Origin of the sequence: Nitrospira sp. (assembly GCA_016873435.1) — a bacterium.
In the GTDB taxonomy this organism is placed as follows: Bacteria; Nitrospirota; Nitrospiria; order Nitrospirales; family Nitrospiraceae; genus VGXF01.
Map to the genome: position 1 here is coordinate 19,435 of VGXF01000008.1, position 17,448 is coordinate 36,882.

18 protein-coding genes are annotated in these 17,448 nt (G+C 60.5%); 15 read left to right on the forward strand and 3 right to left on the reverse strand.

Annotated features, from left to right (window positions below; translation table 11 throughout):
• Position 1: 1 nt before the first annotated feature.
• The gene (locus FJ248_06175) at positions 2-853 is read right to left on the reverse strand and encodes an NAD(+)/NADH kinase (GenBank protein MBM4120472.1); all 852 of its coding nucleotides are present in this window, start codon (positions 851-853) and stop codon (positions 2-4) included.
• Between the two features lie 248 nt (positions 854-1,101).
• On the opposite strand from FJ248_06175, the gene FJ248_06180 reads away from it, so the two are divergent.
• From FJ248_06180 to thiE, 13 genes are all read left to right on the forward strand, one after another.
• Entirely contained in the window at positions 1,102-3,528 is a 2,427-nt protein-coding gene (locus tag FJ248_06180) for an ATP-dependent Clp protease ATP-binding subunit (protein MBM4120473.1), read from the forward strand.
• A 110-nt stretch (positions 3,529-3,638) separates the two neighbouring features.
• On the forward strand, positions 3,639-4,691 hold the full coding sequence (tsaD, locus tag FJ248_06185) for a tRNA (adenosine(37)-N6)-threonylcarbamoyltransferase complex transferase subunit TsaD (GenBank protein ID MBM4120474.1): 1,053 nt from the start codon (positions 3,639-3,641) through the stop codon (positions 4,689-4,691).
• A 79-nt stretch (positions 4,692-4,770) separates the two neighbouring features.
• A complete protein-coding gene (hflX, locus tag FJ248_06190; protein ID MBM4120475.1) occupies positions 4,771-6,366 on the forward strand; it encodes a GTPase HflX in 1,596 nt (531 codons plus the stop codon).
• A 1-nt stretch (position 6,367) separates the two neighbouring features.
• Positions 6,368-7,015, forward strand: coding sequence for an endonuclease III (gene nth / locus FJ248_06195; protein ID MBM4120476.1), 648 nt, complete (start codon positions 6,368-6,370; stop codon positions 7,013-7,015).
• The gene (locus FJ248_06200) at positions 7,012-7,890 is read left to right on the forward strand and encodes a YicC family protein (protein ID MBM4120477.1); all 879 of its coding nucleotides are present in this window, start codon (positions 7,012-7,014) and stop codon (positions 7,888-7,890) included. The genes nth and FJ248_06200 overlap by 4 nt, the downstream gene beginning before the upstream one ends.
• Positions 7,891-7,937: 47 nt before the next feature.
• Positions 7,938-8,531: a guanylate kinase gene (locus FJ248_06205; GenBank protein MBM4120478.1), complete on the forward strand. Its 594-nt coding sequence runs from the start codon at positions 7,938-7,940 to the stop codon at positions 8,529-8,531.
• A 23-nt stretch (positions 8,532-8,554) separates the two neighbouring features.
• Complete coding sequence (locus FJ248_06210; protein MBM4120479.1) at positions 8,555-8,917, forward strand: DNA-directed RNA polymerase subunit omega; 363 nt, start codon at positions 8,555-8,557, stop codon at positions 8,915-8,917.
• A 13-nt stretch (positions 8,918-8,930) separates the two neighbouring features.
• Entirely contained in the window at positions 8,931-10,154 is a 1,224-nt protein-coding gene (gene coaBC, locus FJ248_06215; protein ID MBM4120480.1) for a bifunctional phosphopantothenoylcysteine decarboxylase/phosphopantothenate--cysteine ligase CoaBC, read from the forward strand.
• A 117-nt stretch (positions 10,155-10,271) separates the two neighbouring features.
• Positions 10,272-10,739 carry a type II 3-dehydroquinate dehydratase gene (gene aroQ / locus FJ248_06220; GenBank protein ID MBM4120481.1) on the forward strand — a complete coding sequence of 156 codons (468 nt, stop codon included), beginning with the start codon at positions 10,272-10,274 and terminating at the stop codon, positions 10,737-10,739.
• A gap of 37 nt (positions 10,740-10,776) precedes the next feature.
• Positions 10,777-11,337, forward strand: coding sequence for an elongation factor P (gene efp, locus FJ248_06225; GenBank protein MBM4120482.1), 561 nt, complete (start codon positions 10,777-10,779; stop codon positions 11,335-11,337).
• Positions 11,334-11,837, forward strand: a complete 504-nt coding sequence (accB, locus tag FJ248_06230; GenBank protein ID MBM4120483.1) for an acetyl-CoA carboxylase biotin carboxyl carrier protein — start codon at positions 11,334-11,336, stop codon at positions 11,835-11,837. Before efp ends, accB begins: the two co-directional genes overlap by 4 nt.
• A gap of 25 nt (positions 11,838-11,862) precedes the next feature.
• The gene (gene accC, locus FJ248_06235; GenBank protein ID MBM4120484.1) at positions 11,863-13,212 is read left to right on the forward strand and encodes an acetyl-CoA carboxylase biotin carboxylase subunit; all 1,350 of its coding nucleotides are present in this window, start codon (positions 11,863-11,865) and stop codon (positions 13,210-13,212) included.
• 61 nt (positions 13,213-13,273) lie between these two features.
• Entirely contained in the window at positions 13,274-13,867 is a 594-nt protein-coding gene (gene thiE / locus FJ248_06240; GenBank protein MBM4120485.1) for a thiamine phosphate synthase, read from the forward strand.
• Here thiE and bioD read toward each other — a convergent pair.
• Positions 13,800-14,639, reverse strand: a complete 840-nt coding sequence (gene bioD, locus FJ248_06245; GenBank protein MBM4120486.1) for a dethiobiotin synthase — start codon at positions 14,637-14,639, stop codon at positions 13,800-13,802. The two genes, thiE and bioD, sit on opposite strands and share 68 nt — an antisense overlap.
• 11 nt (positions 14,640-14,650) lie before the next feature.
• On the reverse strand, positions 14,651-15,403 hold the full coding sequence (locus FJ248_06250) for an SDR family NAD(P)-dependent oxidoreductase (protein ID MBM4120487.1): 753 nt from the start codon (positions 15,401-15,403) through the stop codon (positions 14,651-14,653).
• An 85-nt stretch (positions 15,404-15,488) separates the two neighbouring features.
• Here FJ248_06250 and FJ248_06255 point away from each other — a divergent pair, with 85 nt between their 5' ends.
• Both FJ248_06255 and FJ248_06260 read left to right on the forward strand, forming a co-directional pair.
• The gene (locus FJ248_06255) at positions 15,489-16,319 is read left to right on the forward strand and encodes a hypothetical protein (GenBank protein MBM4120488.1); all 831 of its coding nucleotides are present in this window, start codon (positions 15,489-15,491) and stop codon (positions 16,317-16,319) included.
• Between the two features lie 264 nt (positions 16,320-16,583).
• Positions 16,584-17,351 carry an acyl-CoA desaturase gene (locus tag FJ248_06260; protein ID MBM4120489.1) on the forward strand — a complete coding sequence of 256 codons (768 nt, stop codon included), beginning with the start codon at positions 16,584-16,586 and terminating at the stop codon, positions 17,349-17,351.
• The last annotated feature ends 97 nt before the right edge of the window (positions 17,352-17,448 follow it).

A 17,448-nucleotide genomic window follows, 5' to 3' on the forward strand; every position in this document is an offset into this window, starting at 1 on the left:
GTTACTCATCCCCCCACTTTAGCTTCTGCCTCAATACATCGTAGTAGGTCTGCTCGGGAAAGCGGATCAGCTTCGTCGCATGCGACGACGGCGTGATCGTGACGGTATCGCGCTCCCGCAGGGCCACGCCGATCTGCCCATCGAAGGTTACCATAGCGCCCTTGTCATGCGTCGTCAGCGTCACCGCCAATGTGGCCGTACCAGGCACGAGCAAAGGACGATGCGTGAGCGTGTGCGGACTGATCGGCGTGACGAGCACGGCCTTGACCGCGGGGCTGACAATCGGCCCGCCAGCCGACATCGAATAGGCGGTCGACCCGGTCGGCGTGGAGAGAATCAAGCCGTCGCCGCGCAGCCTCGTTACGAATCGCCCGTCGATGTCAATTGTCATCCCGATCATGCGCGAGAGCGTCCCCTTTGTTATCACGACGTCATTGAGCACGGTCGCCTGGGCGAACCGCTTGCCGCCGCGATTCAGCCTAGCCTTTAGCATCAACCGTTCTTCGATCTGGAAATCTTTAGCGAAAACGCGTTCGAGCGTCTCGTAGAGATGCCCGCTGCCGGTTTCGGTAAGGAAACCCAGGCCGCCCATGTTGATGCCGAGAATAGGCACCCCGTGTTCTTCGACCATGCGTGCGGCACGGAGCATCGTGCCGTCACCGCCCAGCACCAACACCATGTCCGCCTTTTCGGCCAGCCGTCCAGCATGCTTTGTGGCCAACACGGCGGCGGCGGCCGTTTTAGCATCCAGCACGACATCTTTTCCGCGCGCACGCAACCAGGCGACGAGATTGGCGAGCGTCGCCTTCATCAGGGGGAGTTTGGGCTTGGTCAGAATGCCGATAACTTGCATGAATGGCCGGTCCTCACCCGGCATGCGCAACGCGAATTTTCGAGCGCGTAGTGGAGGCAGATTGTACGGGGCACCAAAATTTCTGTCAACGAGTGGTGCGCATGTACAATTGAGGTTGCACGACGGAATTTCGGTACTGCCAAGCGGCCGCCGCTCTTGACAGAGCAAGAAATGACGGATAGAATTAGCACAGTTTTTCGACAACTTCCGTCATTCCACAGTATCACTAAGTTGCCAAAGGAGGCGGGATGTTCGAACGATTCACGGATAAGGGTCGGAAGATCATCATCCTGGCGCGCGAGGAAGCCGAACGCCACCAGAATGACTACCTCGGGACGGAACACCTCGTTCTGGCCATACTTCGTGAGACAGACGGGATCGCCCTGACCATTATTAAGAAGATGGGGCTCTCGTCCGAACAGATCCATCTCGAAATCGAGCGCAATCTCCCGGGTGGCGGGACCACGATGACGTTCGGGGAAATTCCCTTTAGCCCGCGCGTGAAGAAAGTTATTGAGTATGCGGTTGAGGAAGCACGGCTCCTGGGCCATAATCACATTGGCAGCGAGCATCTGCTGCTCGGTCTCTTGCGCGAAGAGGAGGGCATCGGCGGCAAGATCCTCCGCAGCCTTGGCGCGAACCTCCTAACCGCGCGTCAGCTCACCGTCACGTTTCTGCGCAAATCCGCGCCCCGCGAGCGGGATCGCAAATCCACCACGCCCGCGCTGGATGAATTCGGCCGCGACCTCACCGCGCTGGCTCAAGAGGGGCAGCTTGATCCGGTGATCGGGCGGGCAGACGAGATCGAACGCGTCCTGCAGATTCTCAGTCGCAGAACCAAGAACAACCCGGTGCTAATTGGGGAATCCGGCGTCGGCAAGACGGCCATCGTCGAGGGGCTCGCCCAACGCATCGTTGCCTCGGAGGTGCCCGACAATCTTTTGTCGCGCCGCGTGATCGCGCTCGATTTGGGCTCGCTCGTGGCGGGCACGAAGTACCGGGGGCAGTTCGAGGAGCGCCTGAAGGTGGTCATGAAGGAGATCGCGCAGGCGGGAAACATCATCATCTTCATCGATGAGCTGCACACGCTCGTCGGCGCGGGCGCGGCGGAGGGATCGATCGACGCCTCCAACATGCTCAAGCCGGCTCTCTCGCGCGCGGAGATTCAGTGTATCGGCGCCACAACGCTGGACGAGTACCGGAAACATATCGAGAAGGATGGTGCCCTGAAACGCCGCTTCCAGCCGATCTATGTGCAGCCGCCGTCGATTGACGAAACAATCCGAATCATCCATGGCCTGCGCGACCGCTACGAGGAGCACCACGGCGTGGAGATTACCGAAGAGGCGATCGAAGAGTCCGTGAAGCTTTCGGACCGCTATATCACTGACCGGTTCCTGCCGGATAAGGCGATCGATTTGATTGACGAGACCGGTTCGCGCGCCAAGCTGCAGACCTATGCGCTGCCGGGCGAGCTCAAGGCGATGGAGCAGGAGCTCAAGAAGGTCTCGCGCGAGAAGGAAACGGCCATCTCGCTCCAGAATTTTGAAGAGGCGGTCAAGTTCCGTGAAGAAGAGGAACGCCTGCGGAAGCTGCTCGAGGAATCTAAGCGGGAATGGAAGAAGAATCAGGAGAAGAACAAGCCCGTCATCTCTAAGGAGGACGTGGCCTATGTCGTCTCCAAGATGACCGGCATTCCGCTCTTTAAGCTCGAGGAGGAGGAATCCCAGAAATTGCTTCACATGGAGGAATTTCTCCATAAGCGGATCGTTGGACAGGAAGAAGCAATCTCGGCGGTCTGTCGTGCGATTCGCCGCTCGCGGGCCGGGCTGAAAGAAGCCAAGAAGCCGATCGGTTCGTTCATCTTCCTCGGCCCTACCGGCGTCGGGAAGACGGAGTTGGCGCGCGCCCTGGCGGAGTTCCTCTTCAACTCGGAGGATGCGCTAATTCGCGTGGACATGTCCGAATATCAGGAAAAGTTTACCAGTTCGCGCCTCTTCGGCGCTCCTCCGGGCTACGTCGGGTACGAGGAGGGTGGCCAGCTCACGGAGAAAGTCCGCCGCCGCCCCTACTCGGTAGTTTTGTTCGACGAAATTGAAAAAGCCCATCCGGACATCTTCAACGTGATGCTGCAGGTCCTGGATGACGGCGTCCTGACGGACAGCCTCGGTCGCAAGGTGGACTTCAAGAACACCGTCGTCATCATGACGTCGAATCTGGGCACAAAGCTCATCCAGAAGGGTGTAGCACTGGGCTTTCAGCAGGAAGAGGCCGCGCAAAATCGGAAGATCAAAGAAGACGTGCTGGCGGAGCTACGCCGTTCGTTCAGTCCGGAGTTCCTGAACCGGATCGACGAAGTGGTCGTCTTCCATCAGCTGGAGAAGATCCATCTCGTCAGCATCGTCGACATTCTCATCAAGGAGCTCAACGCGCGGCTGGTCGAGAAGGGTGTGCAGCTTGATATCACCGAGGAGATCAAGCAATGGCTCATCAAGGAAGGCTACCAGCCGCTCTACGGCGCACGCCCGATGCGGCGGGCCATCCAGAAGAGCATCGGCGATCCGTTGTCGGAAGAGCTCATCAAGGGCCGCTTTAAGGATTCACGCCGGATCAAGGTTGTGCTTAAGGATAACGCCCCGGCTTTCATCGAAGCGGAAGTCCTGGCTGAGGTGTAGAACTCCCTCCGCGGGACCCTTGTGACGATAACTCCGCACATTCATATCCACTGTCGGTTGAGCCCCACGTTGGCCCTTTGACGTTGCCCCTCCACACGTCGTCGCCCCTCATTCTCGCGCTCGAAACGTCCTGTGACGAAACGGCCGCCGCAGTTGTCACCGGCGAGGGCCGCGTCGCGGCCAGCGTGCTGTGCTCGCAGCACGACGTACATGCGCGCTATCAGGGCATCGTCCCTGAACTCGCTGCGCGGCGGCACATCGAAACCGTCGAGACCATCGCGGCTGAGGCCATGACCCAAGCCGGCCTGGAGTGGTCCGATCTGGGGGCCATTGCTGTCACGCAGGGGCCGGGGCTTGCTGGAGCGCTGCTGGTCGGCGTCAGCGTCGGCAAGGCGCTGGCCTACGCGCTGAAGCTGCCGTTAGTTGGTGTCAATCATCTGGAAGGACACATCGCCTCGGCCTGGCTCGATCAGCGGGATTTCCCACTGCCCTGCGTCGTCCTGGTTGTTTCGGGCGGGCACACCCATTTGTATCTGGTGTCGACGGATGACCGGCTCGAGCTGCTGGGAAAGACGCTGGACGATGCCGCGGGCGAAGCGTTCGACAAGGCCGCCGCCGTGCTCGGCCTCGGATTTCCGGGAGGGCCGGCCATCGACAAGCTGGCCCGAACCGGCACCCCCGACGCGGTTAAGTTCCCCCGACCGCTGTTGAGCGCGGGGAATCTGAATTTCAGTTTCAGTGGGCTGAAAACGGCGTTGCTGTATCACTGGCGTGATCTGAATGACGCGCAACGGTCACGGGATAGGGCGAATGTCGCCGCCAGCTATCAGGAAGCCATTGTGGACGTGCTGGTTGAGAAAGCATTCCGGGCCGTACGCCGCATGCAAGTCAACTCGCTCGCCGTGGTAGGCGGCGTCTCGGCTAATTCGCGGTTACGCGTAAAATTGACGGCGCGGGCAGGGGAGGCCGGCATCCGGCTGGCCATTCCACCACTGACCTTGTGCACGGACAACGCCGCTATGATCGCACTCGCCGCGCAGCGCGCTTACCGTGCCGGCCGACTGGCAGCGTGGAACTTGGAGGCGGTGGCTGATCTGCCACTGCAGACCGCAGGGGAGGCACGTCTATCAGCCTCACGCATTCTGGCGGGAAGGCGAGGCTGACATCCCGACACTCCACGGCTATACGAACGGACTCAAGGCCGGCCAAGTACTTCGATTGGAGCATCTCTACCGACGGCGCGTGCCGGTGACGGCTGTCGTCAGCGCGGAACTGGCCCGATCCTGCACGGAACTCTCGCATGAGATTCACCGTGAAATCGCCCTGCTGATCAACCGACGTGGGGCCGTCCAATACGTCTGCGTCGGACAAGGGCGGGACGTGGCGCTACCGGACCTCTCCCGGTTCCGGTCAGGTCCGCGCTCGTTGCGCGGTCTGCGATTGGTCCGGACCTATCTGCACAACGAGCCACTGACTAAGCAGGACCTGACCACCTTGGCGCTGCTCCGCCTGGATCTTGTGGCCTCGATTGTTGTGGGGGAACACGGACTGCCGGCCCAGATGGCTGTGGCGCATATCATACCGCCGAACCCGCGCACTCAACTCTATGTGGCGCTGCCGCCTAAACCCTTCCATGCCTGGGATCTGGATTGCCTGGAGTTGATCGAGTCCATCGAGGACGAACTGGCTAGGGCCGATGTCGGACGCGAAGTGTCGCATGCCTCCGATGCGGCCATCCTGATCAGTGCCTCGCAGGCCAGTCGGATTGTGCAGGAGGACCGGATGGAAGAGCTGGTCGACTTGGCGCGCTCGGACGATCTGGATGTGCGTGATACCGTCGTCCAGCGTTGTCAGACCATCAATCCAAAATATTTGATGGGAAGTGGCAAGCTCAAGGATGTTGTGATGACGGCGCTCCATAAGGGCGCAAACCTTCTGGTATTCGACCAGGATCTCACGCCGGCCCAAGCACGGGCGATCGCGGATGTCACCGACATGAAAGTCATTGATCGGACGCAATTAATCCTCGACATTTTCGCGCGGCGGGCGCACAGCCGGGAAGGGAAGATTCAGGTCGAACTGGCGCAGTTGCGTTATCTGCTGCCCAGACTGTCCGGGTCCACCGGGACGTCGTTGTCGAGGCTGGGGGGCGGCATCGGCGGCCGCGGGCCGGGTGAAACGAAACTGGAAACGGACCGCCGGCGCGTGCGCGACCGCATCGCGCATCTAGAAAAGGAGTTGCACGCCTTTGCGCGCCACCGGGACCAGCGTCGCGCGCGCCGGTTCCGGTACAAGATTCCCACGATTTCAATTGTCGGCTATACAAACGCGGGCAAATCCACGCTGCTCAATGCGCTGACAGGTAGTCGGGTCGCGGCCGAGGACCGGCCGTTCGAAACGCTCGATACTGCTAGCCGCCGGCTACGGTTTCCGCATGACCGCGATGTGATTGTCACGGACACAGTCGGGTTCATTCGCGATCTGCCGAAGGCCCTCGTGGGCGCTTTCAGGGCTACGCTCGAGGAATTGCGCGATGCCGACTTACTGCTCCATCTGATCGATGCCAGCAGTCCACGGATTGACGCGCAGATCGACGCGGTCGAAAAAATTCTACGCGAGCTCGGGCTGACGCATTTCCCGTCCATCCGGGTGCTTAATAAATGCGACAAGCTGTCGTCAGGAGAAATTGGCGGTCTGTGCCGGCGATATAGTGCCGTCGCCGTGTCCGCGTTCACGCCTGCCACGCTCGCGCCGCTGGTGGATGCTGTGTCAAATGCACTGGACGAACAGACGCGCCTGCCGCAGGTCGCATCCGCACTGGCCGTGCCTGGATTCTGACATGCCGACGGCCGTGCTCCGTCAACGAGCCCGACGCATCCTGCAGGGGCTAGCGAAAACCGACCCCGTACCGGGAGTGGAGCTCCATCATCGCTCGCCGCTCCAGCTCCTGATCGCAACGATTTTGTCCGCGCAGTGCACGGACCAGCGGGTGAATATGGTGACGCCGGCTCTGTTCCAGCGGTACCAAACGGCTGGGGACTATGCCGCCGCCGATCAATCCAAATTAGAAAGCCTGATTCGCTCAACCGGCTTTTATAAAAGCAAGGCTAGGAGTATCATCGGCTGCTGCACAGTACTGACGCAGCGATTCGGGGGGCGCGTACCGGATAGGATGGACGATCTGGTGACGCTCCCAGGAGTTGGCCGCAAAACCGCAAACGTCGTGCTGGGAAACGCCTTCGACAAGCCAGCCGTTATCGTAGACACCCACGTCACGCGCGTTGCGCAGCGGCTGGGGCTGGCAAAGAGTAACGACGCCGGGCGGATCGAGCTAGATTTGCAGAGCTTGATGCCGGAGAAGGACTGGACCGTCAATTCGCAGCGCATCCTGCTGCATGGCCGCTACATTTGCCTGGCCCGCAAACCACGCTGCGCAGACTGTTCGATCTACGCGCTGTGTCGCTGGAAGGGGAAACTGAAAACATGATCCGCAGTATGACCGGTTATGGGCGGAAGGAAGCCGCCTGGTCAGGTGGTACGGTGGTCGTGGAAGTCCGGTCGGTCAACAACCGATTCTGCGAAGTCAGTGTGCGCCTTCCCCGCGGACTCACGGTGCTAGAAGATCATCTCAAGGGTCTAGCGCAAAAGCAGTGTGCGCGCGGGCGTGTTGAACTCACGGTCTCGATTCCGGGAGGGCGCGAAACCAAGCGGACGCTGCAGGTTGATCGTCTGCTGGCGAAGCAGTACCACGGCCTGCTTCAGCAGATACAGCGGGAACTCAAGCTGGGCGGGACGATCGACGTGTCGCTCGTGGCCGGCATGAAAGATGTGCTCTACGTCACGGAAGAGCCCGTGGATGATTCGGGTCTTCAAACGCTCATCAAGAAGCTGGCGGCGGGGGCATTGGCTGATTTAGACCGCATGCGCCGGCGCGAGGGGAAGGCCTTGGCGGCGCATCTGGAGGCATTGCTGCGAACACTTGAACAGGACCGCCAGGCCGTGGCCGTGCGTGTACCGCAGGCCCAGCAGGAGCACCTGGCCCGCATGCGGGCACGCGTCGAGAAGCTACTGGAATCTGGTCGCGCCGATGCCGGACGGCTAGAGCAGGAGCTGGCAATCCTGGCTGACAAGAGTGATATCAGCGAAGAAATCGCCCGGCTGGATTCTCATCTCGCACAATTCCGGCAGACTCTGAAAGTCGCGGCGCCAGCCGGCAAGACACTTGACTTTTTGACCCAGGAGATGGGACGAGAGATCAATACGATGGGTTCCAAAGCTAACGACAGCCAGCTTTCCCAGCACGTGATCCGCATGAAGGGGGGCCTGGAAAAGATCCGGGAGCAGACGCAAAATGTCGAGTAACCGACCAGAGGGCGCCACCCGCCATGGCTGTTGAACAACGGGGAGTCCTGTTCGTCGTCTCCGCTCCCTCAGGAGCTGGCAAGACCACCTTGTGCAAGGGGCTGGTGGCGGCGGTCCCGGACCTGCATCCCTCAGTGTCGTATACGACGCGCCAGCCGCGCCCGGGCGAGATCCCCGGACAAGACTACTACTTTGTAGACGAGGCGGTCTTCCAAGCCATGGCTGACCGCAACGACTTCGCCGAGTCCGCGCGGGTCTACGACCAGTTGTACGGCACGCCGCGGCAGGCGCTGACCGACATGATGGAGCAGGGCCAGGACGTGCTGCTGGAAATCGACCCGACGGGAGCCATGCAGATCAAGAAGAAATTTTCTGACGGGGTCTACATCTACATCCTGCCGCCCTCGATCGAGGCCCTTAAGGCCCGACTGACCCAGCGGGGGGATGCGCCAGATGAAATCCAGCGGCGCATGCAAAAGATCCGGCAGGAAATTCTGAGTTACCGCGAGTATGATTATATCGTCCGCAACGAGAATCTAGCGCAGGCCTCGCAGCAGCTGCTGGCCATCGTGCACGCGGAACGGGCCAAGATGAAACGCATTGATATCACCTGGCTAGAACACAACTTTCTGACCGAGTAACCTTCTTCTGAAAGGAGCAGAGCATGATCGACGCATTGTCCCTGTTACCCGAATACGACCCGGCGCGGACCGATTCGCGCCATCGGCTGGTCGTCGCCACGTCCCAGCGCGCCAAGCATCTCATGCAGGGCGCCAAGCCGATGGCCGCGCCCCGTTATGCGAAGGCGACCTCGGTGGCCCTCGACGAGATGCTCCACCACAACATCGAAGTTGTGATTGGGAAGGAGGCGCGCCAGGCAATCAAGGAAGTCAAGCGTGGGAAGGACAGCGAGATGGAGCGGATGGCCGCCACCGCCCTCCGGGAGGATGCTCGCGAGATCAAGAAAGAACTTAGCGTCTTTGTGGATGACTCCGTGAAGCCGTCGGTGAAGGACCGAGAGGAGTAGCGCCATCGAGTCCATCGAATCTGAAGTCCCAGTCCGCCGTTTTTGCGGGAAGCGTATTCTGCTTGGCGTCAGCGGAAGCATCGCTGCCTACAAGGCAGTTGAACTGCTGCGCGCGCTGACGCGAGAAGGCGCCGACGTCCACGTGGCTATGACTGAGTCGGCCACGAAGTTCGTAACTCCGCTGACGTTTGAAGTCCTCTCGAAGCATTCCGTCGCTAGGGGACTTTATGCGACCCATCAGGAAATGCTGCACCTGACATTGCCCGAGGAGGCGGATGCCTTTCTCATTGCGCCCGCTACAGCTAACACGCTAGCCAAATGCGCGCTCGGCTTGGCCGACGATCTGCTAAGCACTATGGTCCTGGCAGCTTCTTGCCCGCTGATTATTGCGCCGGCCATGGATGGTGGTATGTGGGACCATCCGACAGTGCAGGAACATGTGGCGCTGCTGCGGCAACGCGGCGTGACGGTGCTGGATCCCGTTGAGGGACCGCTGGCATCAGGGAAAATTGGCACGGGTCGCCTGACGGATGCCGTGACGATGCTAGCCGCTCTTGAAGCCCGGCTGAACCTTCGGCGTGATTTCGTCGGCCAGCGTATTCTTGTGTCTGCCGGACCAACGCAGGAGGCCATCGATCCGGTCCGATTCATTTCCAACCGGTCCTCTGGGAAAATGGGCTATGCAGTTGCCGCAGCGGCGGCCGAGCGGGGCGCCTCCGTCGTGCTGGTCAGTGGTCCTACAGCTCTGTTGCCTCCGGCCGGCGTCGAATGTGTCCGCGTTGAAACGGCGGACGAAATGAACAAGGCCCTGCAAATTCGTTTCAACTGGTCCACGTTGGTCGTCATGGCGGCGGCCGTGGCCGACTACCGGCCCGTGGAGCGCTTCGGACGCAAGATCAAGAAGGGCACCGCCGCACGCGCACTTCCTCTAACGCCCACCGACGACATCCTCGACGGTCTCTCGAAGCGCCGGACTCATCAAATCCTGGTGGGGTTTGCGGCCGAGACCGACGATCTGGTCGGCCAGGCCAAGGACAAGCTGCGCCGGAAGGGGCTGGACCTGATTGTCGCCAACGACGTGACGCGCGCGGGGGCCGGATTTGGCTCCGATTCCAATGCGGCCATCATACTAGACCGGGCAGGACATGAAACCCGGCTCGCACTAATGCCCAAGCGAGAGATGGCGGACCGCATTCTGGACGCCGTTCTGTCCCTGCCGCACCGGCCTCGTTCCTGAGCCGTTCGCCTGCTAGGCGCCCGGTTCGGCCCTTTGTTTGACCCCTTTGCCCAAGCCTGATACAATGCCCGCGTTTTCTAAGGTTTTTCAGAGGGATCGCACGATCACGCGAGTAGAATGAAGCGCACACCCCAGGTCCTGATCCTGCATGGGCCCAATCTGAACATGCTGGGCACCAGGGAAAAAGCCATCTACGGGAAAGTCTCGCTTAGCACGATCAATGCGGCGATCCGGAAAGCGGCCACGGCCCACAAGGTCAAGGTCGACATCCGGCAGTCTAATTTGGAAGGGGACTTAGTGAATTGGATCCAGCAGGCCAAGGCGAAGTTCGACGGGATCGTCATCAACCCTGCTGGCTACACCCATACGAGCGTCGCTATCCGTGACGCCATTGCCGCCGTCAGCATCCCCACCGTCGAGGTACATTTGACGAACATCTACAAGCGGGAGGAGTTCCGTCACCATTCCTATATCGCCGGTGTGGCGGTGGGTCAAATTTCGGGCTTCGGCCCGTCCGGCTACGTGCTGGGGCTACATGCTCTCGTGGAGCATCTCAAAACCGCCCACGCCGCAACGACCCGCTGAGAGACGGATTCGGTACAACGTAGGGAGGACAGGGTTCGTGATTTCGACGGCAGATTTTCGCAACGGTGTTCGCTTGGAGATTGACGGCCAGCCGTTCTATATCGTGGAATTTCAGCACGTCAAGCCTGGCAAAGGCGGTGCGTTCGTTCGGACCAAGCTCAAGAGCTACACCACCGGTAGTGTCATCGACCGGACTTTCCGGTCGGGCGAGAAGTTTGATGAGCCCGATCTTGAGGAACGCGAGATGCAGTTCCTCTTTGCAACGGGCGATGCCTACACCTTCATGGACGTGAAGAACTACGAGCAGTTGGAATTTGAGAAGAAACAGCTTGGTGACAATGCCGATCTACTCAAGGAAAATATGACGGCCAAGATTCTGATCTTCCAGCACCGTCCGATCGCCGTCGAACTGCCCATCTTCATTGAGCTCAAGATCGTAGATTCAGAGCCAGGCGTGCGCGGGGACACGGCCTCAGGCGGCACCAAGCCGGCCACCTTGGAAACCGGTGCGGTTATCAAGGTGCCTCTGTACATGGAAGTCGGGGAAACCATCAAGATCGACACCCGTACCCGCGCCTACGTGGAGCGTGTCCGATGAAGAAGCGAGCCAAACACGGGGGGGCATCCAAAGCGACGGCGAATAGCGATCCGCTCGCTCGGGATGTGCAGCGACTGGTCGATCTAATGCGGCAGCACGAGCTGTCCGAACTGGAGGTTGAGCAGAAAGGCCTTCGCATCCGCGTCCGGAACGGGCAGGGCGGCGACGACGCGCCCCCTGACATGCCCCGCCAGGGGGCCCCAACCCAGCGAGAGGTCAGCGAAACGGCTGAACCGGATATTGATCTAAACTCGCTCGTCACCGTGACCTCGCCAATCGTCGGGACGTTCTACCGATCACCCTCGCCTGACGCTGCGTCTTATGTTGAGGAGGGGGACGTCGTGAAGAAGGGGCAGGTCCTGTGCATCGTCGAAGCCATGAAGCTCATGAATGAGATCGAGGCAGAAACGGGCGGCACGATCCACAAGGTACTGGCAGAAAGCAGTAAGCCAGTCGAGTACGGCCAGCCGCTCTTCCTGATTGATCCGACGGCATCCTAATCGTCCCCGCATAAAGGGGTCGCTTGTGTTCAAAAAAATTCTCATAGCCAATCGCGGTGAAATTGCCCTTCGGGTGATTCGGGCCTGCAAGGAGCTCGGCATTCGTACGGTGGCAGTGCACTCCGAGGTGGATAGCAATGCGCTGCACGTCCATGCAGCCGACGAGCATGTCTGCATCGGACCGGCAGAGAGTTCGCTCAGCTACCGCAACATTCCCAATGTGTTGAGCGCTGCGGAAGTCACTGGCGCTGACGCCATACACCCCGGCTACGGCTTTCTGGCCGAGAACGCACATTTTGCCGAAGTCTGCGAATCGCTCGGCATCCGTTTCATCGGGCCCACGTCCGATCATATCGCGACGCTTGGCGACAAGGCTAAGGCGCGGGAAATCATGAGCCGCAAGGGGTTGCCCCTTACGCCCGGCAGCCAGGGCGAATTGAAGACCGATCAGGATGCGCTGGAGGCCGCCAGGAAGATCGGCTTCCCGGTCATCATCAAGGCCTCGTCGGGCGGGGGCGGGCGCGGCATGCGCGTCGTCAACAAGCCGGAGGATCTCCCTCGTGCGTTCCAGACGGCCCAGGCGGAAGCCAAGGCCAACTTTGGCGACGAGAGCGTCTATCTCGAAAAGTTCTTCATCGAGCCGCGCCACATTGAAGTGCAGATTCTGGCAGACGAAAAAGGGCGCACGGTCTTTTTGGGTGAGCGGGACTGCTCGATCCAGCGGCGTTACCAGAAACTGGTCGAAGAATCGCCGTCGCCCGCCATTGACGAGCGCCTGCGGCGCGAAATCGGTCGCGTGGCCGTCGAAGCTGTCCGTGCCGTACATTATCGAAACGCCGGCACGGTCGAGTTCCTGCTTGACAAAGACCACAATTTCTATTTCATGGAAGTCAACACGCGGATCCAGGTCGAGCATCCGGTCACGGAGATGGTCACGGGAATCGACCTGATCAAGGAGCAGATCCGGATTGCCAACGGCCAGCCGCTCTCCGTCCGCCAGCAGGACATCCAGATCACCGGCCACAGCATCGAATGCCGGATCAACGCAGAAGACCCCGAGCGGTTCACGCCGTGCCCGGGCACCGTGACGCGCTTCCGTCCGCCGGGGGGACTGGGCGTCCGGGTGGATTCCGCGATTGAAAGCGGCAGCATCATTGCTCCGCACTACGATTCACTGATTGCTAAGTTGATCACCCACGGCCAACACCGGGACGAAGCCATGGCCCGGATGCGACGAGCGCTCGATGAATTTGTCATCGAGGGCATTAAGACCACCATCCCGCTCCATAAACGAATTTTGAATGACGCCGAGTTTCAAAAGGGCCGTGTCTCCACTAGCTTCCTGGAACGGTTCATGACAACGGCGGCTTCCTGACGGAGGCCGACCCGTGGTTGCCGCCGCATTTCCACAAACCGATCTCCGCGGCCTCTATGTGATTCTCGATCCCGACGCAGCGCACGGCCGTTCGCTCATCGACCTGCTCAACGCTGCTGCCGCTGGAGGCGCGACGCTTTTTCAGTACCGCGCCAAGCGCGTTGCCCTGAGAGACGCCTACCGGCAGGCACAGGCCCTGCGTCAGGCGGCAGCCGATGCGGGCGGACGGCTGATCGTCAACGACCGCTGCGATCTCGCGCTGGCCGTGGAGGCCGATGGGGTCCATCTCGGGCAGGATGATCTGCCGGTTGAGGAAGCCCGGGCACTTCTGGGAAAGGGGAAGCTGATCGGCCTCTCCACTCACACTGCGGCGCAGGTGAAGAGGGCGTCGACGCTGGACGTCGATTATCTCGGGTTCGGGCCAATTTTCACACCGTTCTCGAAACGCGATCACGACCCTGTGGTTGGCCTCGATGGCTTGCGGACGATTCGTGCGCTCACGGCGAAGCCAATCTTTGCCATCGGTGGCATTGCCGTTGACTCCGCCGGAGAGGTCATCCGCGCTGGTGCGAATGGCGTGGCCGTCATCAGTGCAATCGCCCAGGCCCCCGACGTAACCGGAACCGCTCGCGCGTTCGTGGCGCTCTTCCGATGATCAAGTCGGCCAACGCGCCGATTTCTTTGCTGTTGGCGACGGTCGCCAGTCCTTCCGCCCACGCTCTCTGCACGTGGGCATGAAAGGCCAGGGGGCCAATCACCGGAATTTTTCCCCATGCCTTCAGAAGCGACAGAGCCGAGGCTTCCTGGAGCCGTTCCGTCGCCGTCGCTGGCTCCGCGCTGGATCGGTTCAGCAACAGTCCGAGAACGGGCAAGTCTCTTTGCGCGAGCGCATCGAGCGTCAGCAGTGCGTGGTTGATGGCGCCGAGCCTGGTGCGTCCAACCACGACGGACGGAAGGCCGAGCCGGCGGATCAACTCGCTCACATCGGCCTGGGGCGTTAACGGAACGCGTACGCCGCCCACACCCTCGACCAGTACGATCTGATAGCGCGAGGCCAGCGCACGATAGGCGCGCGCAATGTGCGCCAGCATGATCGTCTGACCGGCCCGGCGGGCGGCGTCGGCTGGCGCCAGCGGCTCGGGGAATCGGCAGGGGCTGATCGCCTCAACCGCCTCATCCAGACCGGCTGCCGCACGCAATCGGGCTGCGTCGGAGGCGGCCGCGCCCTCATCGCGCAAGCCCGTTTCCACAGGTTTCATCACGCCGACCGAAAAACCGCGCTGCTTCAGACACACGGTCAGTGCCGCCGTCACCAGCGTTTTTCCCACGCCTGTGTCCGTACCGGTGATAAACACGCCACGGTGTGACGGGGGGCGAGTACGGGGGGGCGGGTGTACGGAGGATTTGTTCTTCCGTGCGGTATTCATATTTCATCGTTTCAGAGGATGCGGCTGTCGAGGTTCCAGACCTGCCCGGAGACATCTTCAAGCTGCGCCAGATGGTAAATCGAGTCGGCTACTTTCTTCAGATCAGGGGTGCAGCCCACTGTATGGGCCTCGGGTACGCTTGGAAATGCACTGCCAGCCAACGCCGTTTTGTGCCAACCAGGGAAGACCACGTTGACGCACACACTGTGCGGACCCCATTCTTTCGCCGCCGTTTTCATCAGCCCCAGCAGGCCCGCTTTCGCCGCTGCGTAGGCTGCTTGGCCTGTTTGTCCCTGTAGGCTGGCGAGGGAACCGACAATAATAATCGCGCCATGTCGTTTCGACACCATCACGGCTCCCGCTGCCTGGAGACAGTGGAAGGTTCCGGTCAGGTTCACAGCCACCTTATCGATCCAATCCTGAAATGACATGCGCACAATCAGGCCGCTGGAAGCTTGCCCGGCACAGCAGACCAGCACATCGAGCCGGCCCCAGCGATCCAGCAGGCGGGCAACCATCTCCTGCACCTGTTTGCCGTCACAAATGTCTGCCTGGAGAGCCAGGCCGTGGCCACCCCGTATCCTTACCGCAGACACAACCTGCGCCGCCATCCGCGCGTTGGTTCGATAGTGCACGCCGACGTTCCAGCCGGCTTGCGCAAAGGCCAGGCAAATCGCGCGGCCGATGCCGCCGGAACCGCCGGTCACTAGAACAGCGGGCCGAGGTGTCGTTGTGCGCCGGGTTTGTTTTCGAACAGTCGGCATGCACCATTATCCGCAATCGTTTCTGGCGATAGCAAGGTACGCAATCTTGCGGCCTCTTTCGGCGATGTGATACGGTGACTCATTGATGGTAATTCGCATACTAACAATTGCGGTCGCACTGACTGGAGCGCTGGGTATGGCTCCAGAATTTGCGTTGGCCCAGTCCGACTCGCGGCTGGAGATGATCCCGGACGGGCCGCTCTATTTTCCGGACGCCATCGGCAGCCGGTGGCGCTATCGTGGTCACATCGAAACCCTGCCGCTCCAACAAATCTCTGAGCGCAAGACCTTCGTCAACATTTCATCAGTGACAGGCACGCAGACGATCAATGGCGTCCCCGTCAAAGTCTTTCATGACACCAATCCGGGCAACCACGGCGCGACAAACAGTTACTACCGGCGCGATGCAGTCGGCATTATCTACTACGGCTCCTCGCCCGGCACGCCGGTGGAGCGGCAGGTCACGCCGTACCAGATTGTGCACTTTCCCATCGATGTCCCGTCCTCCTTTCAGCAATTTGAGCGGAAGGGTATTGATTTCGACAACGACCTTGATGGGGATGGTTCGCCGGAAAAAGCGGACGTGGAGGCCTCGGTGACGGTGGTGGGGAAAGAGTCGGTCACTGTGCCAGCTGGTACCTACGCTGATGCCCTCAAGCTCGAAGCGCGGATGAGCATGCGCATCCATTTATCGAAGACGAAACGTTCTGTGGTCAGCACCGACCTGCTGACGGCATGGTTTGCGAAGGGAATCGGACTGGTGAAATACACTGAGCACCAGGAAATGCCGCCCGCCGCAACCGATCGGGGCGGGATCACCAACATCACTGAGGAGTTGGAGGGGGCGGACATCAAGACCGTCGAATCTCCGGTGAGTCAGGACGGGCGAATCCGCGCCGCAGCTTATGCTCGCTGACCCCGCGGCTGACCTTGAACAACTGCAACGACTCCGTGCCGCCTAACTTGGCCCCCCGCGCCAAGTCTTGTTCAGAGGGGGCCGCAGCATCCATCCCAACTCCCTCGATCAGCATAGACCACTGAAATTACTTGAAAAAGTGTTGTTTGGCTGGTATGCTGGGACATCCGGTAACAATGCCAGTAAGAGGGGAAAGTGGAAGCAAGCCAGCGTCCGCGGGATTATCCGACTATCGTCATCTTTTCCTTCGTGACCATCGGGGCCATGATCGGCGTGCCGACCTATGCCTACTACTACGACTTCACGGCCTTTGACTGGACGATGTTCGCCATTCTCTACGTCGTCACCGGCCTCGGCATCACGGTCGGTTATCACCGCATGATTTCGCACCGCGCCTTTGACGCGCCAGATTGGGTCCGGGCCTGCTTTCTGATTGCTGGTGGCTGGGCGCTCCAGAATTCCGCGCTCAAGTGGTGTGGGGATCATATCCGCCATCACGCGGTCTGCGACAAGGACGACGATCCCTATAACGCCCTGCGGGGCTTCTGGTACAGCCACTGCGGCTGGCTCTTCGAATTGTCGGCCTCGGATGACAACGCCAAGTACGACGGCAAGCTCCGTAAGGACCCACTGATCATGTGGCAGCACAAATACTACGTCCCAATCATCCTGTCCGGCCTGGCGCTCCCGTTTGCGCTGGGCGTGGCGGTCAACGGAAGCTGGATGGGCGGCCTGAGCTGCTTTCTGCTGGCAGGCGTCTGCCGGATATTCCTCGTTCTGAATTCGACCTTCTGCATCAACTCGATCTGCCACATCTGGGGCAGCCAGCCTTATGGCACGAAGGACAGCAGCCGGGACAGCTGGTGGGTGTCGCTGATCACCTTCGGCGAGGGATACCACAACTACCATCACATGTATTTGCGCGACTACCGCAACGGGCCGCAGTGGTATAATTTCGATCCATCCAAATGGCTGATCTTTTCGCTCTCCAAAGTCAGACTCGCGTCCAACCTCCAGCGCCGGTCAAATTAACCCGACTGGGTCTTTTTCCCTCCGGCCGTAGGCCTACGAGCCACTTGTCAGCGCAGGAAGCCATCGGCTAGCATGGGGCCGGCACAGTCGTCACCAC